This window comes from Granulicella cerasi (assembly GCF_025685575.1).
GTDB classification, from domain to species: Bacteria; Acidobacteriota; Terriglobia; order Terriglobales; family Acidobacteriaceae; genus Granulicella; species Granulicella cerasi.
Genome location: NZ_JAGSYD010000003.1, coordinates 840,788 through 860,936, shown reverse-complemented (window position 1 = coordinate 860,936; position 20,149 = coordinate 840,788). Strand labels below are relative to the sequence as shown.

General features: G+C 57.4%; 20 protein-coding genes and 2 tRNA genes. 13 read left to right on the top strand and 9 right to left on the bottom strand.

Features of this window, described 5'->3' with window-relative positions:
* The first annotated feature begins 145 nt into the window (after positions 1 to 145).
* The gene (locus tag OHL11_RS13145) at positions 146 to 874 is read left to right on the top strand and encodes a Crp/Fnr family transcriptional regulator (protein ID WP_263371955.1); all 729 of its coding nucleotides are present in this window, start codon (positions 146 to 148) and stop codon (positions 872 to 874) included.
* A gap of 49 nt (positions 875 to 923) precedes the next feature.
* On the opposite strand, the gene OHL11_RS13140 is transcribed toward OHL11_RS13145, so the two are convergent.
* From OHL11_RS13140 to OHL11_RS13120, 5 genes are all read right to left on the bottom strand, one after another.
* Positions 924 to 1,829 (bottom strand): manganese catalase family protein, encoded by a 906-nt coding sequence (locus OHL11_RS13140; protein WP_263371954.1) that lies wholly within the window; start codon positions 1,827 to 1,829, stop codon positions 924 to 926.
* 266 nt (positions 1,830 to 2,095) lie between these two features.
* Positions 2,096 to 3,520: an MFS transporter gene (locus OHL11_RS13135; RefSeq protein WP_263371953.1), complete on the bottom strand. Its 1,425-nt coding sequence runs from the start codon at positions 3,518 to 3,520 to the stop codon at positions 2,096 to 2,098.
* A gap of 21 nt (positions 3,521 to 3,541) precedes the next feature.
* Complete coding sequence (locus OHL11_RS13130) at positions 3,542 to 3,985, bottom strand: DUF421 domain-containing protein (RefSeq protein ID WP_263371952.1); 444 nt, start codon at positions 3,983 to 3,985, stop codon at positions 3,542 to 3,544.
* Position 3,986: 1 nt separating this feature from the next.
* A complete protein-coding gene (locus tag OHL11_RS13125) occupies positions 3,987 to 4,526 on the bottom strand; it encodes a hypothetical protein (protein ID WP_263371951.1) in 540 nt (179 codons plus the stop codon).
* A gap of 2 nt (positions 4,527 to 4,528) precedes the next feature.
* Positions 4,529 to 4,990 (bottom strand): DUF421 domain-containing protein, encoded by a 462-nt coding sequence (locus OHL11_RS13120; RefSeq protein WP_263371950.1) that lies wholly within the window; start codon positions 4,988 to 4,990, stop codon positions 4,529 to 4,531.
* A gap of 244 nt (positions 4,991 to 5,234) precedes the next feature.
* On the opposite strand from OHL11_RS13120, the gene OHL11_RS13115 reads away from it, so the two are divergent.
* From OHL11_RS13115 to OHL11_RS13090, 6 genes are read left to right on the top strand one after another with little or no spacing between them, the layout of a single operon-like run.
* Positions 5,235 to 6,095: an STAS domain-containing protein gene (locus tag OHL11_RS13115; RefSeq protein ID WP_263371949.1), complete on the top strand. Its 861-nt coding sequence runs from the start codon at positions 5,235 to 5,237 to the stop codon at positions 6,093 to 6,095.
* Positions 6,096 to 6,097: 2 nt separating this feature from the next.
* Positions 6,098 to 6,499 carry an STAS domain-containing protein gene (locus OHL11_RS13110; protein WP_263371948.1) on the top strand — a complete coding sequence of 134 codons (402 nt, stop codon included), beginning with the start codon at positions 6,098 to 6,100 and terminating at the stop codon, positions 6,497 to 6,499.
* On the top strand, positions 6,483 to 6,884 hold the full coding sequence (locus tag OHL11_RS13105; protein ID WP_263371947.1) for an anti-sigma regulatory factor: 402 nt from the start codon (positions 6,483 to 6,485) through the stop codon (positions 6,882 to 6,884). The genes OHL11_RS13110 and OHL11_RS13105 overlap by 17 nt, the downstream gene beginning before the upstream one ends.
* Before the next feature lie 6 nt (positions 6,885 to 6,890).
* Positions 6,891 to 7,898, top strand: a complete 1,008-nt coding sequence (locus OHL11_RS13100) for an ATP-binding SpoIIE family protein phosphatase (RefSeq protein WP_263371946.1) — start codon at positions 6,891 to 6,893, stop codon at positions 7,896 to 7,898.
* Positions 7,895 to 10,018 (top strand): ATP-binding protein, encoded by a 2,124-nt coding sequence (locus OHL11_RS13095; RefSeq protein WP_263371945.1) that lies wholly within the window; start codon positions 7,895 to 7,897, stop codon positions 10,016 to 10,018. The genes OHL11_RS13100 and OHL11_RS13095 overlap by 4 nt, the downstream gene beginning before the upstream one ends.
* Positions 10,015 to 11,475: an ATP-binding response regulator gene (locus tag OHL11_RS13090; RefSeq protein WP_263371944.1), complete on the top strand. Its 1,461-nt coding sequence runs from the start codon at positions 10,015 to 10,017 to the stop codon at positions 11,473 to 11,475. The genes OHL11_RS13095 and OHL11_RS13090 overlap by 4 nt, the downstream gene beginning before the upstream one ends.
* Positions 11,476 to 11,684: 209 nt before the next feature.
* On the opposite strand, the gene bdcA is transcribed toward OHL11_RS13090, so the two are convergent.
* On the bottom strand, positions 11,685 to 12,398 hold the full coding sequence (gene bdcA, locus OHL11_RS13085; RefSeq protein ID WP_263371943.1) for an SDR family oxidoreductase: 714 nt from the start codon (positions 12,396 to 12,398) through the stop codon (positions 11,685 to 11,687).
* Positions 12,399 to 12,523: 125 nt separating this feature from the next.
* On the opposite strand from bdcA, the gene OHL11_RS13080 reads away from it, so the two are divergent.
* Both OHL11_RS13080 and OHL11_RS13075 read left to right on the top strand, forming a co-directional pair.
* On the top strand, positions 12,524 to 13,066 hold the full coding sequence (locus tag OHL11_RS13080) for a TetR/AcrR family transcriptional regulator (protein ID WP_263371942.1): 543 nt from the start codon (positions 12,524 to 12,526) through the stop codon (positions 13,064 to 13,066).
* 130 nt (positions 13,067 to 13,196) lie between these two features.
* A complete protein-coding gene (locus OHL11_RS13075) occupies positions 13,197 to 14,204 on the top strand; it encodes an alpha/beta hydrolase (protein ID WP_263371941.1) in 1,008 nt (335 codons plus the stop codon).
* Positions 14,205 to 14,341: 137 nt separating this feature from the next.
* Here OHL11_RS13075 and OHL11_RS13070 read toward each other — a convergent pair whose 3' ends face one another.
* Complete coding sequence (locus OHL11_RS13070) at positions 14,342 to 15,352, bottom strand: zinc-dependent alcohol dehydrogenase family protein (protein WP_263371940.1); 1,011 nt, start codon at positions 15,350 to 15,352, stop codon at positions 14,342 to 14,344.
* Positions 15,353 to 15,448: 96 nt separating this feature from the next.
* Between OHL11_RS13070 and OHL11_RS13065 the strand changes: the two genes are divergently transcribed.
* Complete coding sequence (locus OHL11_RS13065) at positions 15,449 to 15,766, top strand: ArsR/SmtB family transcription factor (protein ID WP_263371939.1); 318 nt, start codon at positions 15,449 to 15,451, stop codon at positions 15,764 to 15,766.
* A gap of 175 nt (positions 15,767 to 15,941) precedes the next feature.
* Here OHL11_RS13065 and OHL11_RS13060 read toward each other — a convergent pair.
* Positions 15,942 to 16,016 (bottom strand) — tRNA-Phe (locus OHL11_RS13060).
* A 299-nt stretch (positions 16,017 to 16,315) separates the two neighbouring features.
* Between OHL11_RS13060 and OHL11_RS13055 the strand changes: the two genes are divergently transcribed.
* From OHL11_RS13055 to OHL11_RS13045, 3 genes are all read left to right on the top strand, one after another.
* Positions 16,316 to 17,902, top strand: a complete 1,587-nt coding sequence (locus OHL11_RS13055; RefSeq protein WP_263371938.1) for an adenosine deaminase family protein — start codon at positions 16,316 to 16,318, stop codon at positions 17,900 to 17,902.
* Positions 17,903 to 17,952: 50 nt separating this feature from the next.
* The gene (locus OHL11_RS13050; RefSeq protein ID WP_263371937.1) at positions 17,953 to 18,258 is read left to right on the top strand and encodes a hypothetical protein; all 306 of its coding nucleotides are present in this window, start codon (positions 17,953 to 17,955) and stop codon (positions 18,256 to 18,258) included.
* Between the two features lie 81 nt (positions 18,259 to 18,339).
* Positions 18,340 to 18,414, top strand: a tRNA-Val gene (locus tag OHL11_RS13045).
* Here OHL11_RS13045 and OHL11_RS17370 read toward each other — a convergent pair.
* Positions 18,371 to 19,528 (bottom strand): tyrosine-type recombinase/integrase, encoded by a 1,158-nt coding sequence (locus OHL11_RS17370; RefSeq protein ID WP_390236445.1) that lies wholly within the window; start codon positions 19,526 to 19,528, stop codon positions 18,371 to 18,373. The two genes, OHL11_RS13045 and OHL11_RS17370, sit on opposite strands and share 44 nt — an antisense overlap.
* Positions 19,529 to 20,149: the final 621 nt, after the last annotated feature.

Here is a 20,149-nt window from a genome sequence, read left to right as displayed (position 1 = left end):
TACGATTCGATCCGAACACGGTAGTTTGCATCGTGCTCCGCTATAAGCAGGAACATCCTCTCAACCCGGGTTTCTCGTTTCGACACCCAATCCCCAGCTTTTCAACGACGGCCGCGGCATCCAATAGATATCCAGGAGGCTTTTGATGCCTTACCGACTCAGCAATGTACTGCTTGACTCCATGCCCGAGGTGGAGAGAAAAAAGCTATTACGCCACCTCAAGCCGATGACCCTTTCGGTGAAGACGTCTCTCTATGAGCCTGACGAACAGCCTAAGTACATTCACTTCCTGACGTCAGGGATCGCCTCGATCGTGGTGACTATGGAGGACGGCAGCACTACCGAAGTCGGCACAGTCGGCAGAGAAGGCGCTCCTCAGGGGACACATCTACTCGGTCCAGTTCCGGTGGCCACTCGTTGCTTTATGCAGGTCGCGGGCACGGGTCTACGCATGGACTATCGCGCCTTCGAACAGATGTTCCAGGAAGATGAAGCCATACGGAGGCCTCTCCTGGCATATGCGCAATATCAAACCGTGCTGCTCGGGCTCGTGGCTGGGTGCAACCGACTTCACCCGGTGGAGGCGCGTCTTGCCCGGTGGCTTGTCATGGTGCAGGATCGGACGGGGGACACGGTTCTCAAGCTGACGCAGGAATTTTTAGGACAGATGATGGGCAGTCAACGCACTACGGTAAGCGCGGTTGCCGGAGAACTCCAGCAACGCGGCCTCATCGAGTACGTTCGGGGACAGGTAAGAGTCGTCAACCGGACTGGTTTGGAGAAGGCAGCGTGCGAATGCTATTCGTCAACGCGCAAGATACTGTCTGCCCTATACGCTTCGGCTGGACAGGCGTTGTTCGACGAAAAAGCCTAACTGCAAAAGAATGGGCGGCCCGCAGGCCGCCCATTCTGATGACCGCCGTTTACTTCTTGGACTTCGGCTTCAGCTTCTTCTCGGTCGGTGCGTCAGCTCCGTCCGCCACACCGGGCTTGTTCGTGCTCGGAGATGTCTGGCTTAGAGCTTCTGCAAAGGGTGAAGTGATCGCCTTTTGGGCAGAGTCCTGCTTGCCTCTCTCTTCCTGCCCCTCCGTGCCTTTCACATCCTCGATCGACAGACCAGGGCCTCCGACCATTTCCGATTCAACCGGACGAAGCCCGAAGTCGGATTGCCACGGGCCGCGCATGTCTGTCTCGCCCTCACTGCCATCGCCCGTTGAACCGTTGAAGTACTGGTCCACGATGCCGGGCGTGGGCTTCAGGAAGCCGATCGAGAAGGGCGGCTTCTCCATGCTCTCGAGCGCGGCGGAAAAAGCCTTCATATGAGTGATCTCTCTGGTCATGAGGAACTGCAGAGTGTCGATCGTGCCCGGGTCGTCCGTATGGTCGAGCAACCGCTCATAAACAATCTTGGCTCGAGCTTCTGCGGCAATGTTGCTTCGCAAGTCGACGTCCAATTCGCCCGTGATCTTGAGATAGTCTGCGGTCCATGCGTTGCCTTGAGAGTTATACAGGCTGACACCGCCGCCGCCGGCGATCGTGATCAAAGGGTCTGCTTCCGCCGCTTCTCGGTTGGTCTTCAGATCTTTCAGGTGAAGGCGAATGAGAGCTCCAACGACTTCCAAGTGAGAGAGTTCTTCGGTGCCAATGTCCAGTAGAAGATCCCGTCGTGCCAGATCGTCGACGCAGTTCCAACCTTGGATGGTGTATTGCATGGCCGCTGCCAGTTCGCCGTTGGCTCCGCCAAACTGCTCAAGAAGCATGTTGCCGAAACGGATGTTGGGAGTGTCTACCTTTACCGTGTACATCATTTTCTTTACGTGGTGATACATGAGTCCCTCGCTTCTCACTTTGGTGTTCGTTGGATACGGTCAACGTGCGGCGCGAATAGAAGTCGCTACTCCGCACGCGTCACTCAACTGCCAGCGACTAGTCAACGTGTGTGATGCAAGATGGTGAGATGAGAAAGCGTCTATATGTCGGCATGGCGACATATAGACGCTTTTCTCCACGGGATTCTTGAGTGAGGCGAGAGCGCTGCAAGGCCCGCTCGCGAAGAGATGAGCGCTCAGAAACCTGAGTGTGCCTGGCGGGTGTCTTATCGACTCTGCAGAGGCTTCGAGATGCTCTCAAGGCTCTTACCCGCTGCTTCGACGCCGATGAAGTGCTCGCAGACCGCGGCAGCCACCATAAGAAGCGCTCCAAGGCCATAACCCGCCGCGACCAGCGGCCGCGATCCGGTTTTGATGAGAACGCCGAAGAGGATGGGCGCACCTACGCCGCCGACGAGCGTTCCCAACGCGTAGAAGATGGCAATCGCAAACGCCCTGATCTCCAGCGGAAAGATTTCACTCACGGTCAGATATGCGGCACTTGCGGCTGAACTCGCAATGAAGAAAACGGCGGTGAAGCAGATTCCCAGACCGCGAGCTGCCAGAGTGCCATGTGCGAATGGGAACACGGTGCCAAGCAGCAGCAGACCCGCACCAGCGTATGTTGCCGTAATCATCGGCTTCCGTCCGATCTTATCGAACAGCTTTCCAAGCGTAAGTGGGCCAAGGAAGCTGGCGATTGCGAACGGCAGGAGATGAAGTGGCAGTTCGCGGTCACTCACGTGGAAGAATTTCTTGACGACGAGTCCATACGTGAAAAAGACGGCATTGAAGAAGAATGCCTGCGAAGCCATGAGAACGAGACCGAGAATCGAGCGGCTGAGATTCTCGCCTGTCATGTTCTTGAAGATTTCTCCGAGAGGCGTGTGATCGCGCACGGTGATCTTGAGCTTCTCGCCTTCGGGAGCAGGAAGCTTGGAACTCTCCCCATGGGACACACGCTTCTCGATGTCCGCGACGATGCGACCTGCGTCCTCCTCCTTACCTCGCAGCATCAGCCATCTCGGACTTTCAGGCACGAAGAGGCGTAAGACGAGAACGACTAATCCAAGGGAGCCGCCAATTCCGAAAGCGTAGCGCCAACCTGTATTTTGCGGAAGGTGGCCGCCGAGCAGGTACATCGCGGCAACCGCGCCTACCGTAGCTCCCAGCCAGAATGTGCCGTTCACAATGAGATCGACGGTCCCGCGGAGTTTGCCTGGAATCAACTCGTCAACGGCGGAGTTGATGGCTGCATACTCGCCCCCAATGCCAATGCCTGTGAAGAGACGGAAGATCGAGAAGCTAAGCAGGTTCCAAGAGAAGGCGCTCGCTACCGTCGCAAGGGAGTAGGTTGCCAGGGTCACGAGGAAGAGCTTGCGTCGGCCAAGACGATCCGTCAGGTAGCCGAAAAGCAACGCTCCCAGAACGGCTCCAGCGAGATACGTTGTGGCGGCGGCGGTGACTTGGGGGTCGGTCAGGTGCAGACCCGAGGAAGACTCCAGGATGCCAGACAGGGAACCGACGAGTGTGACTTCCAGGCCGTCCAGCAGCCATGATGTTCCCAGGGCCGTGATGATTCGCGTATGCCACGAGGACCAAGGCAAACGATCCAACCGGGCCGGGATGTCAGTTTCGATCTCGTTCGGCATGAGAGGTCCTTTGTGCAGAGATTAGGAATCTTTGGGGAGAACACTAATGCGACCGTTGCGTTCGAGAATGGCGTAATCGATGTCTTCGATGCGGGTCACACCTGCTGAGCGCGCAGCTGCTTCTATGTCTTCCCGTCTCAGCTTCATTCCTTTGACGATTTCCGGTTGCCACTCACCTGCACGAATGATGACGAGAGGCGTGCCGTCTAGAATCGCGCCCAGTGTGGGTGATTTTGCCTTCACCCAGGCTAGACTGCGGTGGATCAAACCTACGGCGATCACAGCACAGGTGCAGTTCGTCACTGATCGATCATTGCCAACCGTGGACAGGATGATGACTCCACCAATCAGAAACACAATGACGAATTCAAATAGCGTCATCTGCGAACCCGCGCGGCGTTTGAGTACCCGAACGATGAACAGCAGGATGAAGTAGCCGGCAACGGCATGGATGATCGTTGGCATGTCACGGCACCACGATGATGCTGGATTGAACGGGTGTGCCGCCAACTACCTGCAGCTTGAAGGGGTGTCGTCCAGGGAAGGATGGCTCGAGTGCAATTTGAACGGAAGCTGGAAGCTCAGTCGCGTCGAAGGTATAGGTGATGCCGTCACGCCCCACAGAGGAAACGGCGGGCTGCGGGGAAATGCGTTGCGCGCCCAGCGGCTTCACGATCGAGTCGGAAACGTAGAGCTGAACGTGGCCGTTGTGAATGGCATTGGGCCCGAAGTGAAGCGTCATGATGGAGGGAGTGCTTGCCCTGGCTACGTGTTCGTAATCGACGGTCAAGGTTTGTGCGGCATCCGATACTCGCCCCTTTGAGAGCCAGCCCCGGCCAAAGACTCCGAGCACATCGGCAATGAGAATGAGAAGGAAAAGCGTCCAGACCACGCGCTCGAATTTCCACCATGTACGCTGAAACTCAAGGTTCTCTCCGACCGCGATCTTCTCGTCGATCTTGGGGACCGAATCCTCGATCGGTGTTGTTGGTGTGGAAGATGGCATGCCTAGCTCTTTTCCTTGTCTTCTTTCGGAATGATGGCGATTTCGCCGAAGGCTTCGAGGACGGCTGTATCCACCTTGTCGAGCGATGAAAGTCCCTGAGCGCGCGCCATGTCCATGACGTCGTTATCCTGAATGCGCATGCGCGACATCGTTTCGGACCGCCATTGATCCTTCTCCGTAAGGATCAGTGGGGTGCCGTCGAGAATCTGAGCGAAAGCGTCGTAGCGAAAGCGCAACCACGCAAGAGCGTAGTGGCAGAGGGCCACCGCCAGGATCTGGGTGACGGCGTTTGTGAGGGAGGCTTCTGTTCCAACCATCCCGGTCAGGGTGAGACCGCCAAGATAGAAGACGAGCACGAATTCAAATGGAGTGAGTTGCTTGCCTGGGCGGCGGCCGACGATTCGAACCATCAGCACCAGGAACAGATAGCCGAAGACGGCTCTTAAGATCACAAACGGGGCCATACACGACACTTTCCAAGAGCGATTGGGCGTGCGACACCAAGAGGGTTGTCAGTACGTGAGAGGCGTTCCTGTCGTGAGAGGTTGGCTTAGGTCAGGGAGGGCCGACTGCTGCATAGCGCTCATCCCGGAGAGGCGTTGTGAACCTTAGAGCTTGGCCGCGCCCTCGATTTCTCGGCCAAAAAACCCTACAGGCATGCCTCATGTAGAATCAGAAGCCGCTATCAGCAGGTCAAGGAAGGACAGAATGAGCGCATTTCAAGAGGTAATCAGAAACAACGAGGCTACGATCCTTTCGGGGTGGATGAGCGAATTAGCAGGTTCCACCCGCCGTTCCGACCTCATCAATGACGCCGACCTTCAGCGGCAAGCCGCGGAACTGCTGCGCTTAGTCGTTGATGCTGCTCAAACATCGTCTGATGTCCAGTCCGAAGCCTTTGCGGGAACACGCGAGTTCCTCAAGGAAATTGCGAAGTCGCGGATGGAGCAGGGATTCAGCCCTGCGGAAACCGCTATGTTCATCCTCTCGTTGAAGCAACCGGTCTTCAATGCACTCCGCAGTTCGGTAAAGAGCACATCGGACTTGATGGATGAAGTTTGGACCTCCGGCGATCTGCTGGACAAGCTCGCCATGCTCACGGTGACGACTGCCATCGGGTTCCGCGAACAGACGATCGTGCGCCAGCAGGAAGAGATGATGGAGCTGTCCACACCTGTCGTGAAGCTGTGGGACGGCGTGCTCGCACTACCTCTCATCGGAACACTCGATAGCGCGCGCACCCAGGTGGTCATGGAGTCACTGCTGACAGCGATCGTTGAAACCAATAGCCAGGTTGCCATCATCGACATCACAGGCGTCCCCACCGTGGATACCCTTGTGGCACAGCATCTCATCAAGACGATTACCGCAGCTCGCCTGATGGGAGCCGACTGCTATCTGAGCGGCATCCGCCCGGCGATCGCTCAGACGATCGTTCATCTTGGCATCGACCTCAACGACGTACAGACCAAAGCCAAGCTTTCCGATGCGTTTGCGCTTGCACTGAGCCGTCTGGGCAAGACGGTTGTGAATGTGAAGACCGCTCCCACCAAGGCGAAGGAAGTCTAAGCATGGACCGGATACCCATTCTCAAAGTCGGGGACTGCCTTCTTGTAACCATTCAGGTAGATATGCACGACGAGCTTGCGATGTCGTTGCAGGAAGATCTCACGTCCCAGATTGCGAAGTACGCATCGCGAGGCGTCCTGATCGATATTTCCTCTTTGGAAATCGTCGATTCCTTCATCGGGCGGATGCTGGCGAACATTGCGGCGATGTCCCGCGTTCTTGATGCTCAGACCGTGCTCACCGGTATGCAGCCCGCGGTCGCGATTACGCTCGTCGAGCTCGGCATGGCCCTGCCCGGCATCAAGACGGCGCTCAACGTGGAGCGCGGCATGGAACTTCTCCAGGCGTACCTCAATCAGGACGTTGAGCCTGAGGAAACTGAGAACGATGGCGCTCAAGAGTGAAACGATGCCCATCGCCACCTCTGCCGACGTGGTTAAGGTTCGTCAGCTGGCGCGTCAATGGGCTACTGAGTTGAAGTTCAGTCTGGTCGACCAGACGAAGCTGGTGACCGCTGCCAGCGAACTGGCGCGCAACACGCTGGAGCATGGCGGCGGCGGTTCCGTCCTCGCCTCCATCGTGGAGGAAGGCGCACGGAAGGGCATCAAGCTGAGCTTCGACGATAAGGGGCCGGGCATTGCGAATCTGGAACTCGCCCTCCGCGATGGTTACACGACGGGTGGCGGGATGGGACTTGGTCTTAGCGGGAGTAAGCGTCTCGTGAATGATTTCGAAATCAAGAGCGAGCCGGGACGGGGTACAACTGTCACGATCATTCGCTGGAAGTAGTGAAGATTGCGCCTGAACCATAAATCCATTGCGATCGATGACAAGAGCACGATCGGCGAGGCGCGACGCGCTGCACTCCAGGTTGCGCAGGCTCTCGGATTCGACGAAGCTCGCAGAAGCGATATCGGCATTGCCTGCACGGAAGCGGCCACAAACGTGTTGCTCCACGCCACCCGAGGCGAACTTCTGCTTTGTCCTTTCGTCGCAGGTGAACACTTCTGGCTGGATATCTTCGCCCTGGATGAGGGCCCCGGTATCCGGGATATCGGCCGCGCCATGGAGGACGGGTTCTCCTCCATCGGTACCCCCGGGCAAGGCTTAGGCGCCATCGCACGCCTCTCCGACGAATCATCGCTCTATTCCAGCCCCGACAAGGGGACGGTCTACTGGTGCCGCTTCAAGAGCGCAGGCTCGTCTTCCGCTGCCGCAGTAGGTCTGGTGAACGTCCCCATCAAAGGCGAATCCGTTTGCGGGGATAACTACTTTCTGAAGATCAACGCAGTGCAGTCCCTTTACATGATGGTCGACGGTCTAGGGCATGGTGCCGGTGCAGCTGAGGCCGCGGATGAAGCGGTCGCGGTCGTTTCACAATCCGTGGGCGAACCCACTTCAGAAATCCTCACCAGGGTGCATAACGCGCTCAAGAAAACGAGAGGCGCCGCCATGTCGGTTGCTGTCGTCGATCATGAGCGACGGATCGTCACCTACGCCGGCGTAGGTAACATCAGCTGCAACCTGCTGCATGGAATGACCTCAAGAAGCCTCGTTTCACAAAACGGAACCCTCGGCGCCGTTCTGCCTCGGGTGCCTCAGGAATATACGTACCCGATAGAGCCGAACACCATCCTCCAGATGTTCTCCGACGGGCTTGTTTCGAAAGCCAGCCTTAGCGGCTATCCCGGTTTGCAGAACCGGCATCCGGCGTTGGCAGCCGGGATCCTGTACAGGGACTTTAATAGACGACGAGACGACGCAACCGTGTTGGTCGCGAAGATAGGAGGCCCGCTCGCGTGATCCGGCCCATCCATAACGTGATCCTGGCGAATGAGAGAGATGTGGTGAACGCGCGGCAGCGCGCTCGTTCCATCGCCGCTTCGCTCGGGTTCGATCACCATGAACAGATTCGCATCGCCACGGCAGTGTCCGAGATCGCACGAAATGCGTTCCGATACGCGCGGGCGGGCGTCGTTGCGTTCAACATCGATCTCCATCGGCAAATGTTTCTGGTTTCTGTCACCGATCAGGGCACCGGCATTCCTCATCTCGATACCGTCATGAGCGGCTCCTATCGATCCGCCACGGGGATGGGCATGGGAATCCTCGGAACGAAACGCTTGATGGACGAGTTCTCTATCGAGACGAATCGCTCAGGGACCTCTGTGCATTTCGGAAAAGCGCTCCCTCGCCTGGCAACCGTTGTCGACGACCTACAGCTCAAGAAGGTCGTCGCCGAACTTGCGCGCCAGCACCCGGCTACTCCGATCGACGAGCTGCAAGTTCAAAACCGCGAGCTTCTCAAAACGCTCAACGAACTCAACGAGCGCAAAGAAGAACTGCTTCATATCAACGAAGAGCTTCAGGACACGAACCGCGGGGTGGTCGCGCTCTACGCCGAACTCGATGAGAGGGCGGATTATCTTCGTCGGGCTTCGGAGCTCAAAAGCAGTTTCCTCTCCAATATGTCGCATGAATTTCGGACGCCACTGAACTCCATGCTGGCGTTGACGAGAATGCTGCTCGACCGCATGGATGGAGAGCTGACATCGGAGCAGGATCAGCAGATCCGCTTCATCCAGCGATCGGCCAAAGAACTCGCGGAGATGGTTGACGATCTGCTTGATCTTGCCAAGGTGGAAGCCGGAAAACTGGAAGTGAAAGCGAAGAGCTTCGATGTCGCTGACCTGTTTGGCGCGCTTCGCGGCATGCTCAAGCCTCTGCTGGCTGAAAGCTCGCTCAATCTCGTGTTTGAACCTGCGCATGAGCTTCCTGCTCTTTTCACAGATGAGCAAAAGGTTTCCCAGGTCCTTCGAAACTTCATCTCCAACGCGATTAAGTTCACGCCCCGAGGTGAGGTCCGCGTCACCGCGCAGCTGAAGAATCAATGCATTGAATTCGCTGTCGCGGACACAGGTGTCGGCATCTCTCCCTCCGATCAGCGAATCATCTTCGAGGAATTCGGCCAGGTCGAAAATAGTATGCAGCGGCGCGTGAAGGGCACAGGGCTGGGACTGCCTCTCTCTCGCAAGCTCGCCGAACTGCTCGGCGGTTCCGTTACTGTGCAAAGTGAAGTCGGAAGCGGCTCGACCTTCTTCTTTGAAGTGCCCCTGGTTTATTCCGGCGCCGCGCCTCCGGCAGAAAATGCTCTTCCCGTGCTGGATCCAGACAAGAAACTGGTCCTGATTGTCGAGGACAACCGCGAGACGTCGTTCGTCTATTCGCGTTATCTGGCAACCGCCGGCTTTCAAACTCACGCCGTTACTTCCGTGGACGATGCCAAAGCCTTCATCGTGCAGATGCGGCCTGCGGCAGTCATTCTGGACTTGTTACTTCACGCTGAGACCTCGTGGAACTTTCTCCGGGAACTCAAAGGCGCCAGCAATCCAATCCCCGTTCTCGTGATGAGTGTGACCGATGAGCAACATAAGATCTACGGCCTGGGTGCGGACGCATTTCTTCTCAAACCTTTCCAGCCTGAGGCAATGATTGCTCAGGTCGTCAAACTGACTTCGGAAGCCGAACGGCCGCGAATTCTCATGATTGACGATAATGAGGTCTCTCGCTATCTTCTCCGCGAGCATATCTCGCCAACCCTCTACGAAGTCTTTGAGGCAAGGGACGGGCGAGAAGGCTTGAAACTCGCCCTCGATTTGAAGCCCGCCATCATCTTCCTCGACTTCTACATGCCGGATCTCAACGGCTTAGAGGTTCTCAAGGAATTGCGCGCATCGGCGGAGTTGAAGAACACGCCGGTAGTCCTTCATTCGACCAAGGTCTTGGAAGAGGACGAACTCAAATTCTTTCGGGAAAACACGATTGCTATCTTTTCTAAGCAGTCCCTTACCCTTCCTGACTCGGCGGCGCGCATCAGAGAACTCATGGACACTCTCGCCCAGCACACCAGGACGGATGCATGAGCGACCCCGGAAGATCTTCGCGGAAACGTATCCTGATCATCGATGACCAGGAGCCGACCCGGTACGTCTTTCGACACAGTCTTTCCCGCGCGGGTTTCGAGATTGATGAGGCTGTCAACGGCAGCGATGGTTTAGCGAAGGCACTCACCGAGCCTGATCTGATCATCTGTGATGTCAATCTTCCGGACATGCTCGGCTATGACGTTTGTCGGCGCCTGAAATCGAACCCGGTCACGCTGAGCATTCCGGTGCTTCAGATCTCCGCCTCGTTTGTATCGGACGAAAGCAAGGTTCAGGCGCTCGAAGGTGGCGCTGATTCCTACCTGACACAGCCGGTCGAACCCATGGTCCTGATCGCGCAGGTGAACTCTCTACTTCGTCTCCGTCGTGCTGAGTCGGTAGCCAACCTGTCGGCGCGCCAATGGCAAACGACCTTTGACTCTCTGAGCGATGGAGTTGTTCTCCTCAATTCGGAACACGTCATCGTCCGTACCAACCGAACCCTCAGAGACTTACTGGGGCTTGTTCCTTCCGACACGGACGGAAAGGCACTCGCCGGTATCTTTTATGAGAAGTTTGGGATCTCCTTCGATGAATTCCTTCAGCAGCATGGAGAAGGCATTCCCGTAGAACTCCCGTGCGCCAATCGATGGTTCCGCTTGCGCCAGAACGTCATCGAGTCGGACCCTCAAGCTGAGGATGGTTCGGTACTTCTGATTACGGACATCACCGCCCATCGAAAGCTTCAGGAAACGTTGAAGTTCAATGAACGGCTGGCCGCCACCGGTCGACTGGCGCATGTCATCGCTCACGAAATCAATAATCCTCTGGAAGCGATGTCGAATTTGCTTTTTCTTGCGGAGCGTAGCTCGGAGGATTCCAGCGAGACTCGCGTGTATGTCGAACAGGCCTCGAAAGAGCTGCTGCGCATCAGCCAGATCACAAAGCAGGTTCTTGCTTACCATCGCGAATCCAGAGAGCCCATCCCCACCCGTGCGGACGAAATTCTCGAGAATGTCCTCACGATGTATCGAAGCCACATCATGGGAAGCAAGGTCACCCTCGAAACTCGAGTGAGATGCTCCGGTGAGATTCTCGTGCGGCCGGGCGAGCTTCGGCAGGTTTTCGGCAACGTGATCGCAAACGCTCTGGATGCGATCGGCTCCAATGGCGGAGTACTCAGGATTCGATGTTTCAACACGACGGATCAGCGTACGCAACAGGAAGGCGTCCGCTTCATCTTCAGCGATTCCGGTTCCGGTGTGCCTGAGGAGATGATCCCGAATATCTTCGACGCATTCTTCACGACGAAGGGAGCCGAGGGCTCAGGTGTCGGTCTGTGGCTGAGCATGGATCTCATAAAGAAGCACGGTGGATATATCCGAGTGAGAAGCCGGTTGAAGGGTCCGTATCGCGGAACGCTCTTCGCGGTCTTCCTTCCGCTTCACAGTCAGTAACCTCATCCATGTATCCCGCACACAAGAGGCTGATGGACAGCGAGGCTTCGCCTTTATGAGTCCGCTGTTCTTTGGCGGATACGCGGGCACGTCACATATAGCGTGATCCAAATGCCGCCATCGCTTCTGCCTCTCCGTGAGAGACCCTACCCGCGCGCCACCTCTGTGTCGATCATGATGCTGGTACAACGCCTCGCTGGAAGCTTCCACTAGGCTCCGAAGCCACCATCGATGGTGTGCATCGCTCCCGTGATACCGCTCGCGTACGGCCCTGCAAGGTAAAGGCACAATTGAGCCACATCCTCGGAGGTGCCATGCTTCTTGATCGCCATCTGGGCGTGCATTTGTTCGGCGAGTGGCCCCGTGGCGGGATTCATGTCGGTATCGGTAGGGCCAGGTTGAACGACGTTCACGGTAATCTCTCGATGCCCAAAATCCCGGGCAAAGCCGCGCGTCATGCCCTGCAGCGCAGACTTGCTGAGTCCATAGGAGGTGATCCCTTTGAAGGGCATGCGGTCTCCATGAACTGAACCGATGAAGAGTAAGCGTCCACCGTTCGGCATCGAGCGAACAGCCTCCACTGCGGTGTGGTATGGCGAGCGAACGTTGATGTCGATCAACCGATCCACATCGTCCGGGCTCACGGCGAGAGGATCGCCGCTTACGATCACTCCAGCGTTGTAAATGAAAATCTCTATCGGACCGGCGTTCCGAACCGCGGTCACGGCTGCTGAGCGATCCGCCGCGTCCGCGAAAACAGCCGTCGCACCTGTTTTGGAAGCCAAGGACGCCGCCGCGTCCTTCGATCCTGAGTAGGTGAAAACCACCTCAGCCTCTGCCTGACTGAAAGCAGAAACAATAGCAGCACCGATGCCACGGCTGCCACCCAGAACCATCACCCGTTTCCCCGCAAAATAACTCATACAAACCTCGTCACCTTTCGGTAGTGAACACTACCTAAATACAAAGTACCACCCGGGGGTAGAATTGGGTAGCGATGACTACCTTAGAGAAGCGACGCGGAAGACCGAGAGAGTTTGATCTCCAGGTGGCCCTGAACACAGGCCAGCAGATGTTCCATGCAGAGGGATACCAGACGGTTGGTATCGCTGCGATCACGGAGAAGCTAGGGATCACCCCTCCCAGCTTCTACAAGGCGTTCGGCAGCAAAGCGTCATACTTCGAATCGATACTGCAGCGGTATTCCAATTCCGTTCTAGCGCTGGAGGACATTCTCCGTCCAAAACGCCCCGTAGCGGAGGCTCTGACTGACTTGCTGGAACAGGCGGCCCGCACTTACGGGGAGCATCCGCATCAGCGTGGATGCCTTGTGCTCGAAGCCGTGCGTGGCAACGACTCTCAAGAAGAGGTCATCATCGCGCGTCGCATTGCCAAACTTCGGCGCAAGCAGATTCACGCTTTTGTCTCACGCGAGAATCGGCAGGCGGCCACTGCGGTCACGGATTACACGGCGAGTGTCATGTCCGGACTTTCCGCCAGCGCACGGGAGGGCACCTCTGTCACTCGCCTCCTGCGCATCGCCCGCGCTGCGTCGGCAGGGATTGAGGAACTCCTCCGCGCGAATCGCTAAGGTCAGCAGCGCGGACACTCCCACGGACAAAAATTGAGCTTACATTTGTCGGCAGATCGTACATGGAGAACTGCGGCTGCAAATGGAGGTGTCAGTGCATCAAAAAGAGAGGCACACATCGGGAGAGCCCATGATAGACAAACAAATCTTGAAGACGGTCCGGCACACGACCCAATATCTTGTCGCAGGGCCAGCTGATGGCCCGTTGATGATTTTCCTTCACGGTTGGCCCAGCATGGGCCTGATGTGGCGGGCGCAGATGCTCGCGTTTGCCGCGGACGGCTGGCGCTGCATTGCTCCCGATCTGCGGGGTTTTGGTGGATCTTCTGCACCTGAGTCGATCCACGCATACTCGATTGAAGAAGTTGTCGCAGACATGACCGAATTGCACGATCACCTGGGTGGCGAGCCCGCTATCTGGATCGGTCATGATTGGGGCTGCGTTGTTGCAAGTGCTCTTGCGTCGCATCAACCTCAACGAGCTCGCGGCGTTGTGTTGACGTCACTCGCGTATCAGCCTGCCGGCCACGCGCTCTCCACCATTGTTCCCTTGGTGGATCGCACGATCTATCCCGCGGAGCAGTACCCGGATGGGCAATGGGATTACTACCGGTACTACACAAGACACTTCGAGCAGGCGGTCTCCGATCTGGATGCGGACAAGGCTTCCTCCTTAGCGACGATCTTCCGATCCGGTGATCCGGCATCGGTGCATAAGGTGAGTCCGCTAGCGCTTGTGACCCGCAAGGGCGGCCGTTTTGGGGAGGCGCATTGCGCTCCGCTAACGCAACCTGATCCTGAGCTTTGGCCTTCGGATGACTTCGAGGTGCTGGTGAAAAGTTTTGAGAAGCACGGTTTTCGTCCCTCTTGCGCATGGTATCTGAACGACGAGGCTAACCTTGCCTATGCAGATACCGCACCGGAGAACGGACAACTGACGCAGCCCCTCTTCTTCGTGAACGGTAACTACGATCAAGTTTGTAACATCGTCGGGAACCATCAAGGCGACCCCATGAGAGCAGCTTGCCAGAACCTGACCGTTAGCAATTTGCCTTCTGGCCACTGGCTCCCGCTCGAGTGCAAACTGGAACTTGTGCATGAGATCCGAGCTTGGCTCTCCACCCAAAACCTTATGTGACACTAGTCGAGCAATCTGGGAACGAGCGTAAATACGCTCACCGAAAGCAATCCTTTCAATGACGGCCTCAGTGGTAACTGCCTCTCCTGGAAGCCCCAGCCCATGCGATCGAAGCGGCAAGGCTGGGGCCGTTGTCGCTAATCCTCGACCAGAATCACTACTTTGCCGAATGGCCCACGATCCAGATGCTCGAAGGCTGCGGGCGCTTCGGCGAAGGGGTACGTTGACTCGATCACTGGACGCAGGCGGTGAGACTCCAGAAATGTCAGCAGGTCCTGCGTGTCCCTCCGCGATCCTACGCCGATGCCTTGTATGCGAATGCCTCGTCCAAGGACCGTGCCCACGGAGATCGTAGCGGTCGGCTGATCCATGAATCCGATCACGGACACCTGGCCACCCCAGGCCGTCGCCTCCGTAGAACGCCGTAGCGAGTCACCACCTAGCACGTCCACCACTTGGTCGACGCCGTTGCCTCCCGTCAGGCGCAGCACTTCCTGCTGCCAATCAGGCGTTGCTGTCGTATCGATCACATCCAACGCGCCGAGCTCCTTCAGCCTCGCTATCTTGCTCGTGCCGCGGGTCAGAGCAATGGTTCGAGCTCCATGGGCTGACGCCAGCTGCAGCGCCGCCAAGGCAACGCCACCACTGCCTTGCACGAGAATTGTCTGCCCAGACTTGAGGTCTCCCGTTTTAAACAAAGCCGACCAGGCTGTGACGGCGGCGATCGGAAGGCTTGCGGCCTCGGCAGGCGAGAGGTATGGCGGGTAGCGCAGGACGCCGTGCTGCGACAGCACGACATACTCTGCCAGAACGCCCGGTAACGGTCCGCCGAGAGTCTGCCGCCCAGCTTCCTGGCTGGGTACGCCGTCGATCCATAGTGGTTTGAAGACGGACAGCACTGAGTCGCCGACCTTCACCTGGTCGACACGGTCGCCCACAGCTACAACCTCGCCGGCCAGGTCGCTCGCCAGCACCAGTGGCATCTGAAGTGCGATCGGATAAGTGCCGTCGATGATCGCTTTATCGCGAAAGTTCAACGAAACGGCTCGCGTCCGCACCAAGACATCGCCGGGACCGGGAATCGGGCGATCAACCTCAATCATCTTCAGGTTTTGCTTACCGGTGTTTTGTAGCTGCCACGCTCTCATCTTTGCTCCCTTGTTCGAAAATTTTCGAACTTCTACGTAGATGGGGCGTCGCCAATTTTGGATTCTTTCTTATTCGAATTGCATCGAACATTTGTCATGAAGAAGCGCGCGGTCAGGAACGATCCGAACGAACACACAAGCCTTGTCGAGGTCCTGCACGCGCTTGCCGACCCGGTGCGCTTGGAGATCGTCCGGCAGCTCCACCTGGAGGGCGAAAAGGCCTGCGGCACCTTCGCTTTGGACAGGGCAAAGTCCTCTCTCTCGCACCACTTCAGCGTGCTGCGGCAGACCGGCATCATTCAGGGCGAGACTCAGGGCACGGTGATTATGAATCGGCTGCGGAGCAAGGAGCTCGATGCTCGTTTTCCCGGCCTGCTCCAGAGCGTGCTCGCCGCAGCAAAGCGGGGCGGTTGAAGCGGTCAACGTTATTCATCGCTTGCGGCACGGAACGCTCGATCCGTGCAGCCCCAGCGATCGTGAGGCAAGGTATGGCCGGAACCGCAGCACCGCGGTTTGGTTCAAATGTCCGCGTATTGTTCGCGCGCGACTAAACTTGAACTTTGTGATTGCCGCTAAGTTATTGAAAGAGTGGTGGCCAGAGACGGGATCGAACCGCCGACGCCGGCCTTTTCAGGGCCGCGCTCTACCACTGAGCTATCTGGCCTTGGCTTTGCAATACACAGTGAGGCTGCCAAGCGCGCTCATTGCTTGCGTTTCCTGCTTTCCGCCTGCCTGTTGAGGGAAGGGAACCGGCTCGGCGCGTGGCGCTCGGAACCGTCAGAAGAACGACTTGGTTAGTATAGCCGACCTGAGCCAGAACGCAAAATCGCCCGCCGCGCATTCCGCTGCCACCATTCTTCGTTGGACATCGTATGCTGTACACCAACCGATATCGCAGAGTGAAAGTGAGTGAGCTACGTGCGTCTGGCTAGGGGAATGCGTTGGTCGTTTGTGTGTGGAAGTGTGGCAGCTCTTTCGATCGCCTTGAGCTCATCCGCGGCCTCGGCGCAGGCGGCAACACCGGGCGAAGTGCGCGCGCAACACGCTCTCGACGCTGCGAAAAAAATGGGCTCGCCTGAGCTTTACGCTCTGCTCAAGAACTTCCCCAAGGGCGCCGATCTGCACATGCACCTCTCTGGCGCGGTCTATGCAGAAACCTTCATCGCGGAAGCCGCGAAGCAGCACCTCTGCATTGCTTCCGTGAGCGCGGGGACTCCTGCCGTTCCCACTGGCCAGGGCGCTGTGCAGTTCGTCACGCCGAGCGGCAAGGAGTGTGACGCGGGCCAGGTTCCTTCCGGTGAAATCTTCAAGCATCAGGCGCTCTATGACGCGCTGGTCGACAGCCTTTCTATGCGCGCCTTCGTGCCCACGCAGGGTATCAACGGTCACGATCAGTTCTTCGCTACCTTCGGGCGCTTCAACGCGCTGCAGGGCTTTGAAGGCGAGTGGCTCGACGAGGTGGCAACACGTGCGGCCGCGCAGAACGAGCAGTACCTCGAGATCATGAACACGCCGCCCTTCGGGGGAGCGATTGGCATCGCGCGCCGCATCGGTTGGCCCATCGGCTCAGAGCAAAGCATCTCTCGCGATATGCTTGCGAAGCTGCGCGATGCGATGCTCGCGGCGGGCCTTCGCGACGAGGTCGCAACAGACCGCAAGGCGCTCGACACGATGGAGCAGCAACGCAACAGCATAGAGCGCTGCGGCACACCCGCAGCCGGCCCTGGCTGCGCGGTGAAGACCAAGTATCTCTATCAGATTCTGCGTGGCTTCTCGCCCGAGCAGGTCTTCGCGCAAACGCTGCTCGGCTTTGAGAGCGCCTCTGCTGATCCTCGTTTCGTCGGCCTCAACTTCGTCATGCCAGAGGACGGCTACCTCTCCATGCGCGACTACCATCTGCAGATGCAGATGCTCGATTACCTGCACACGGTGTATCCCAAAGTGCGTGTAACGCTGCACGGGGGCGAGGTGGCTCCCGGGCTTGTGCCGCCTGACGGCATGACCTTCCACATTCGTGAAGCCATCGATCTCGGCCATGCTTTGCGCATCGGCCACGGTGTCGACGTGCTGTATGAGAAGGATCCTGACGCGCTGCTGAAGCAGATGGCCGCGCAACACATCTCGCTCGAGCTGAACCTCACGTCGAACGACGTGATCCTCGGCGTGAAGGGCAAGGACCACCCGATCGCGGCCTATCGCGCTGCACACGTGCCGTACTCGCTCTGCACCGATGATGAAGGCGTCAGCCGCATCGACCTGACGCACGAGTACGTGAAGGGCGTGCAGGAGCAAAACCTCGAGTACGCGGACCTCAAACAGTCGGCGCGCACTTCGCTCGAGCACAGCTTCCTCGCCGGGCCAAGCCTTTATATCGAGCAGGACCACTACGCACATAAGGTGGCTGCGTGCAGTGCATCGATCACCGCTGCCTCAAAGCCCTCGCCTGCCTGCGAAGCTTTCCTGGCGACCAGCGAAAAGGCGCGCGAGCAGTGGGAGTTGGAACGTCGCCTCGCGGAGTTTGAAGCGCACGCAGGCGCGGTGAAGCACTAAACTGCTAGCGAGCGCGTCGCGCGTTTGCCGCAAACCGGAAGGAGCCCAGAGTGTTCAAGAAGATCGTTTCGGTGTTTCTACAGATGTTGCTGTTCCTCGTTGCCTTTGGCGCGGGGTCGTTTCTTCCGGTCTTCCACGTGCTGCCTGCATGGACAGTGAACGTGAACCCGACGCGTGTCTTTGTGCTCGACGGCCTCTTCCTGATGCTGGCGCTCTTCGTCGTGATTCTGCTGATTGAAGCGGCGATGAAGCGAATCCGTGCCTCCGCTGGGCTGACGGCATTGGCGCTGGTATTGGCTCTGGCGCTCGGCTTCGCGATGAAGTTCGGCTTTGTCGAGCGGTCTGCAGGCTTTTAGCGGCGGTGATATACTAACGGAGTTGGTCAGGCGCAACCTGTCGCGTGACTCACCTCTGTAGCAGCCTTCCGGTCTGCAAAAGGGCGCATAACTCAGCGGTAGAGTGCCACCTTCACACGGTGGAAGTCGTAGGTTCGAATCCTGCTGTGCCCACCAATCCTTTCAATAACTTAGGCGACGTGACAGTCGAGGCATTTGCGGCTTTTTGTGGCAAATCGTCGGAAGACTGATTCTCTCCTCCTTTCATCAGCATCGCGTACACCGATCCGACCATCGTTTGTACGCTCTCGGGTAGCTCCTGCATGTACTCGTGAGCCGTGGTGTCGGGCCGCGAGTGCCGAAGGTGCGCCTGGATATCTTTGACCGAGCCCATCTTCTGCGCCTGCGTCGCCATCGTCCGCCGCATCACCTGAAAGTTCAGCTTCGGAACACCCAACGACTCGGCCAATGGCTTCAGTACCCGGAAGCGGTAGTTGTCCGCGTCCATGAAGCCGCCGTCGGCATTCTGAAAGATGAACTCGTCCGGAGAAGCCTTTCGGTGCTCCGACTTCGTGCAGAGGACACTCTTGCAGGACGTCTTCTTGCATTCCATCTTCCAGCGCAGCAGTTCGTCTGCAAGACCATCGGGCAGGTGAACCTTGGTGAGGCTGCCAGGCGTTTTGCCGAAGGGCCGAAGCGTGCGCCGGTAGACAGTTTCGGTCAGGGTTAGTGTGTTCTGGTCATCGAAGGATCTCCACCGAAGCGCGAACAACTCGCTGGGGCGAAGCGCCTCCGTCATATCGAGCATCAGAAGCAGGCGATCTCGCCTGCCCGCATTGGCCAGGATCAGCCAAAGCTGTTCCCAGTTCAGCACCTGCTTGTCTTTGGGCCGGAGGTTCTTCGGAATCCGAAGCTTCCGGCTTGGATCTTTTGTCAGGTACTCCTGCTCGATGGCTTCATCGAAGATCGACTTCAGATACGACCTTGCTTGCTTCACACGATCCTGCGAGTACCGCTCCGCAAGACTGTTCAGGTGCGTCTGCAACATGAACTTGTCGAACGAATCGAGCGGATACGCTCCGAATCGATTTACGAGGTCGATCTGAATCTGCGACATCTTCTCTTTCGCCGTTTCAGGTCGCCAATCTCCCTTGCGAAGCGGAAAGTAGCGATTGAGCACAAACCATTCGAAGGTGACGGAACTGTCCTTGAGGACCCGACCTCCGAGGTTTTGACCAGTGCGTTTGGTGACTTCGGCTCGTAATGCTTCCCGCGCCTGGAGCTTCGTCATTTTGGTTTTGAGGGCGAGCTTGACGCAGACTTTCTTGACTCGCTCCTCGCCTGTGTCAGGATCGAGAATCGTCTGACGGAAGTAGCCAAACCACTGCTTTCCGCGCAGCGATACCCAGCCTGCTTGATGCGATTTACCCATGATTCCTCTGTTTCCGCGGGGAGACAGTGGGCACTATCCATTCTAGTGCTCTTGCGTCTTGGATTCACGCCCGCTTTCTTAGTGAGGACAAGCGCTCATGTTCGTCGATAAACAGTTCGATACCACTGGCGCGATACCGTAGCGTTCCATCGCCCATGCGAATGACAGGAAGCAACGGCTTCTTACGGGAGGAATGGTCCCATACCCAATCGGTACTGACGTTCAACCGCCGTGCGACATCTTCTGCTGTGAGCAATGGTTCGAGTGGAGTCCATCGAGCAGGAGGCTTTCGTGGGACGGAGGTTGATTCTGATACAGAGCTAGCTAAATCAAGATTGCGGTTTTCCATTGACACCTCGCATGTGCGTCACATCGAGAGTGCGGCGAGGCTAAACCAGAGTCCAATACTTCTCATCAATACCACTCAAAGTTTTGTGCATGGATCGCTTCTGAAGGTAGGAACTATCTGGTTCCTAGTTA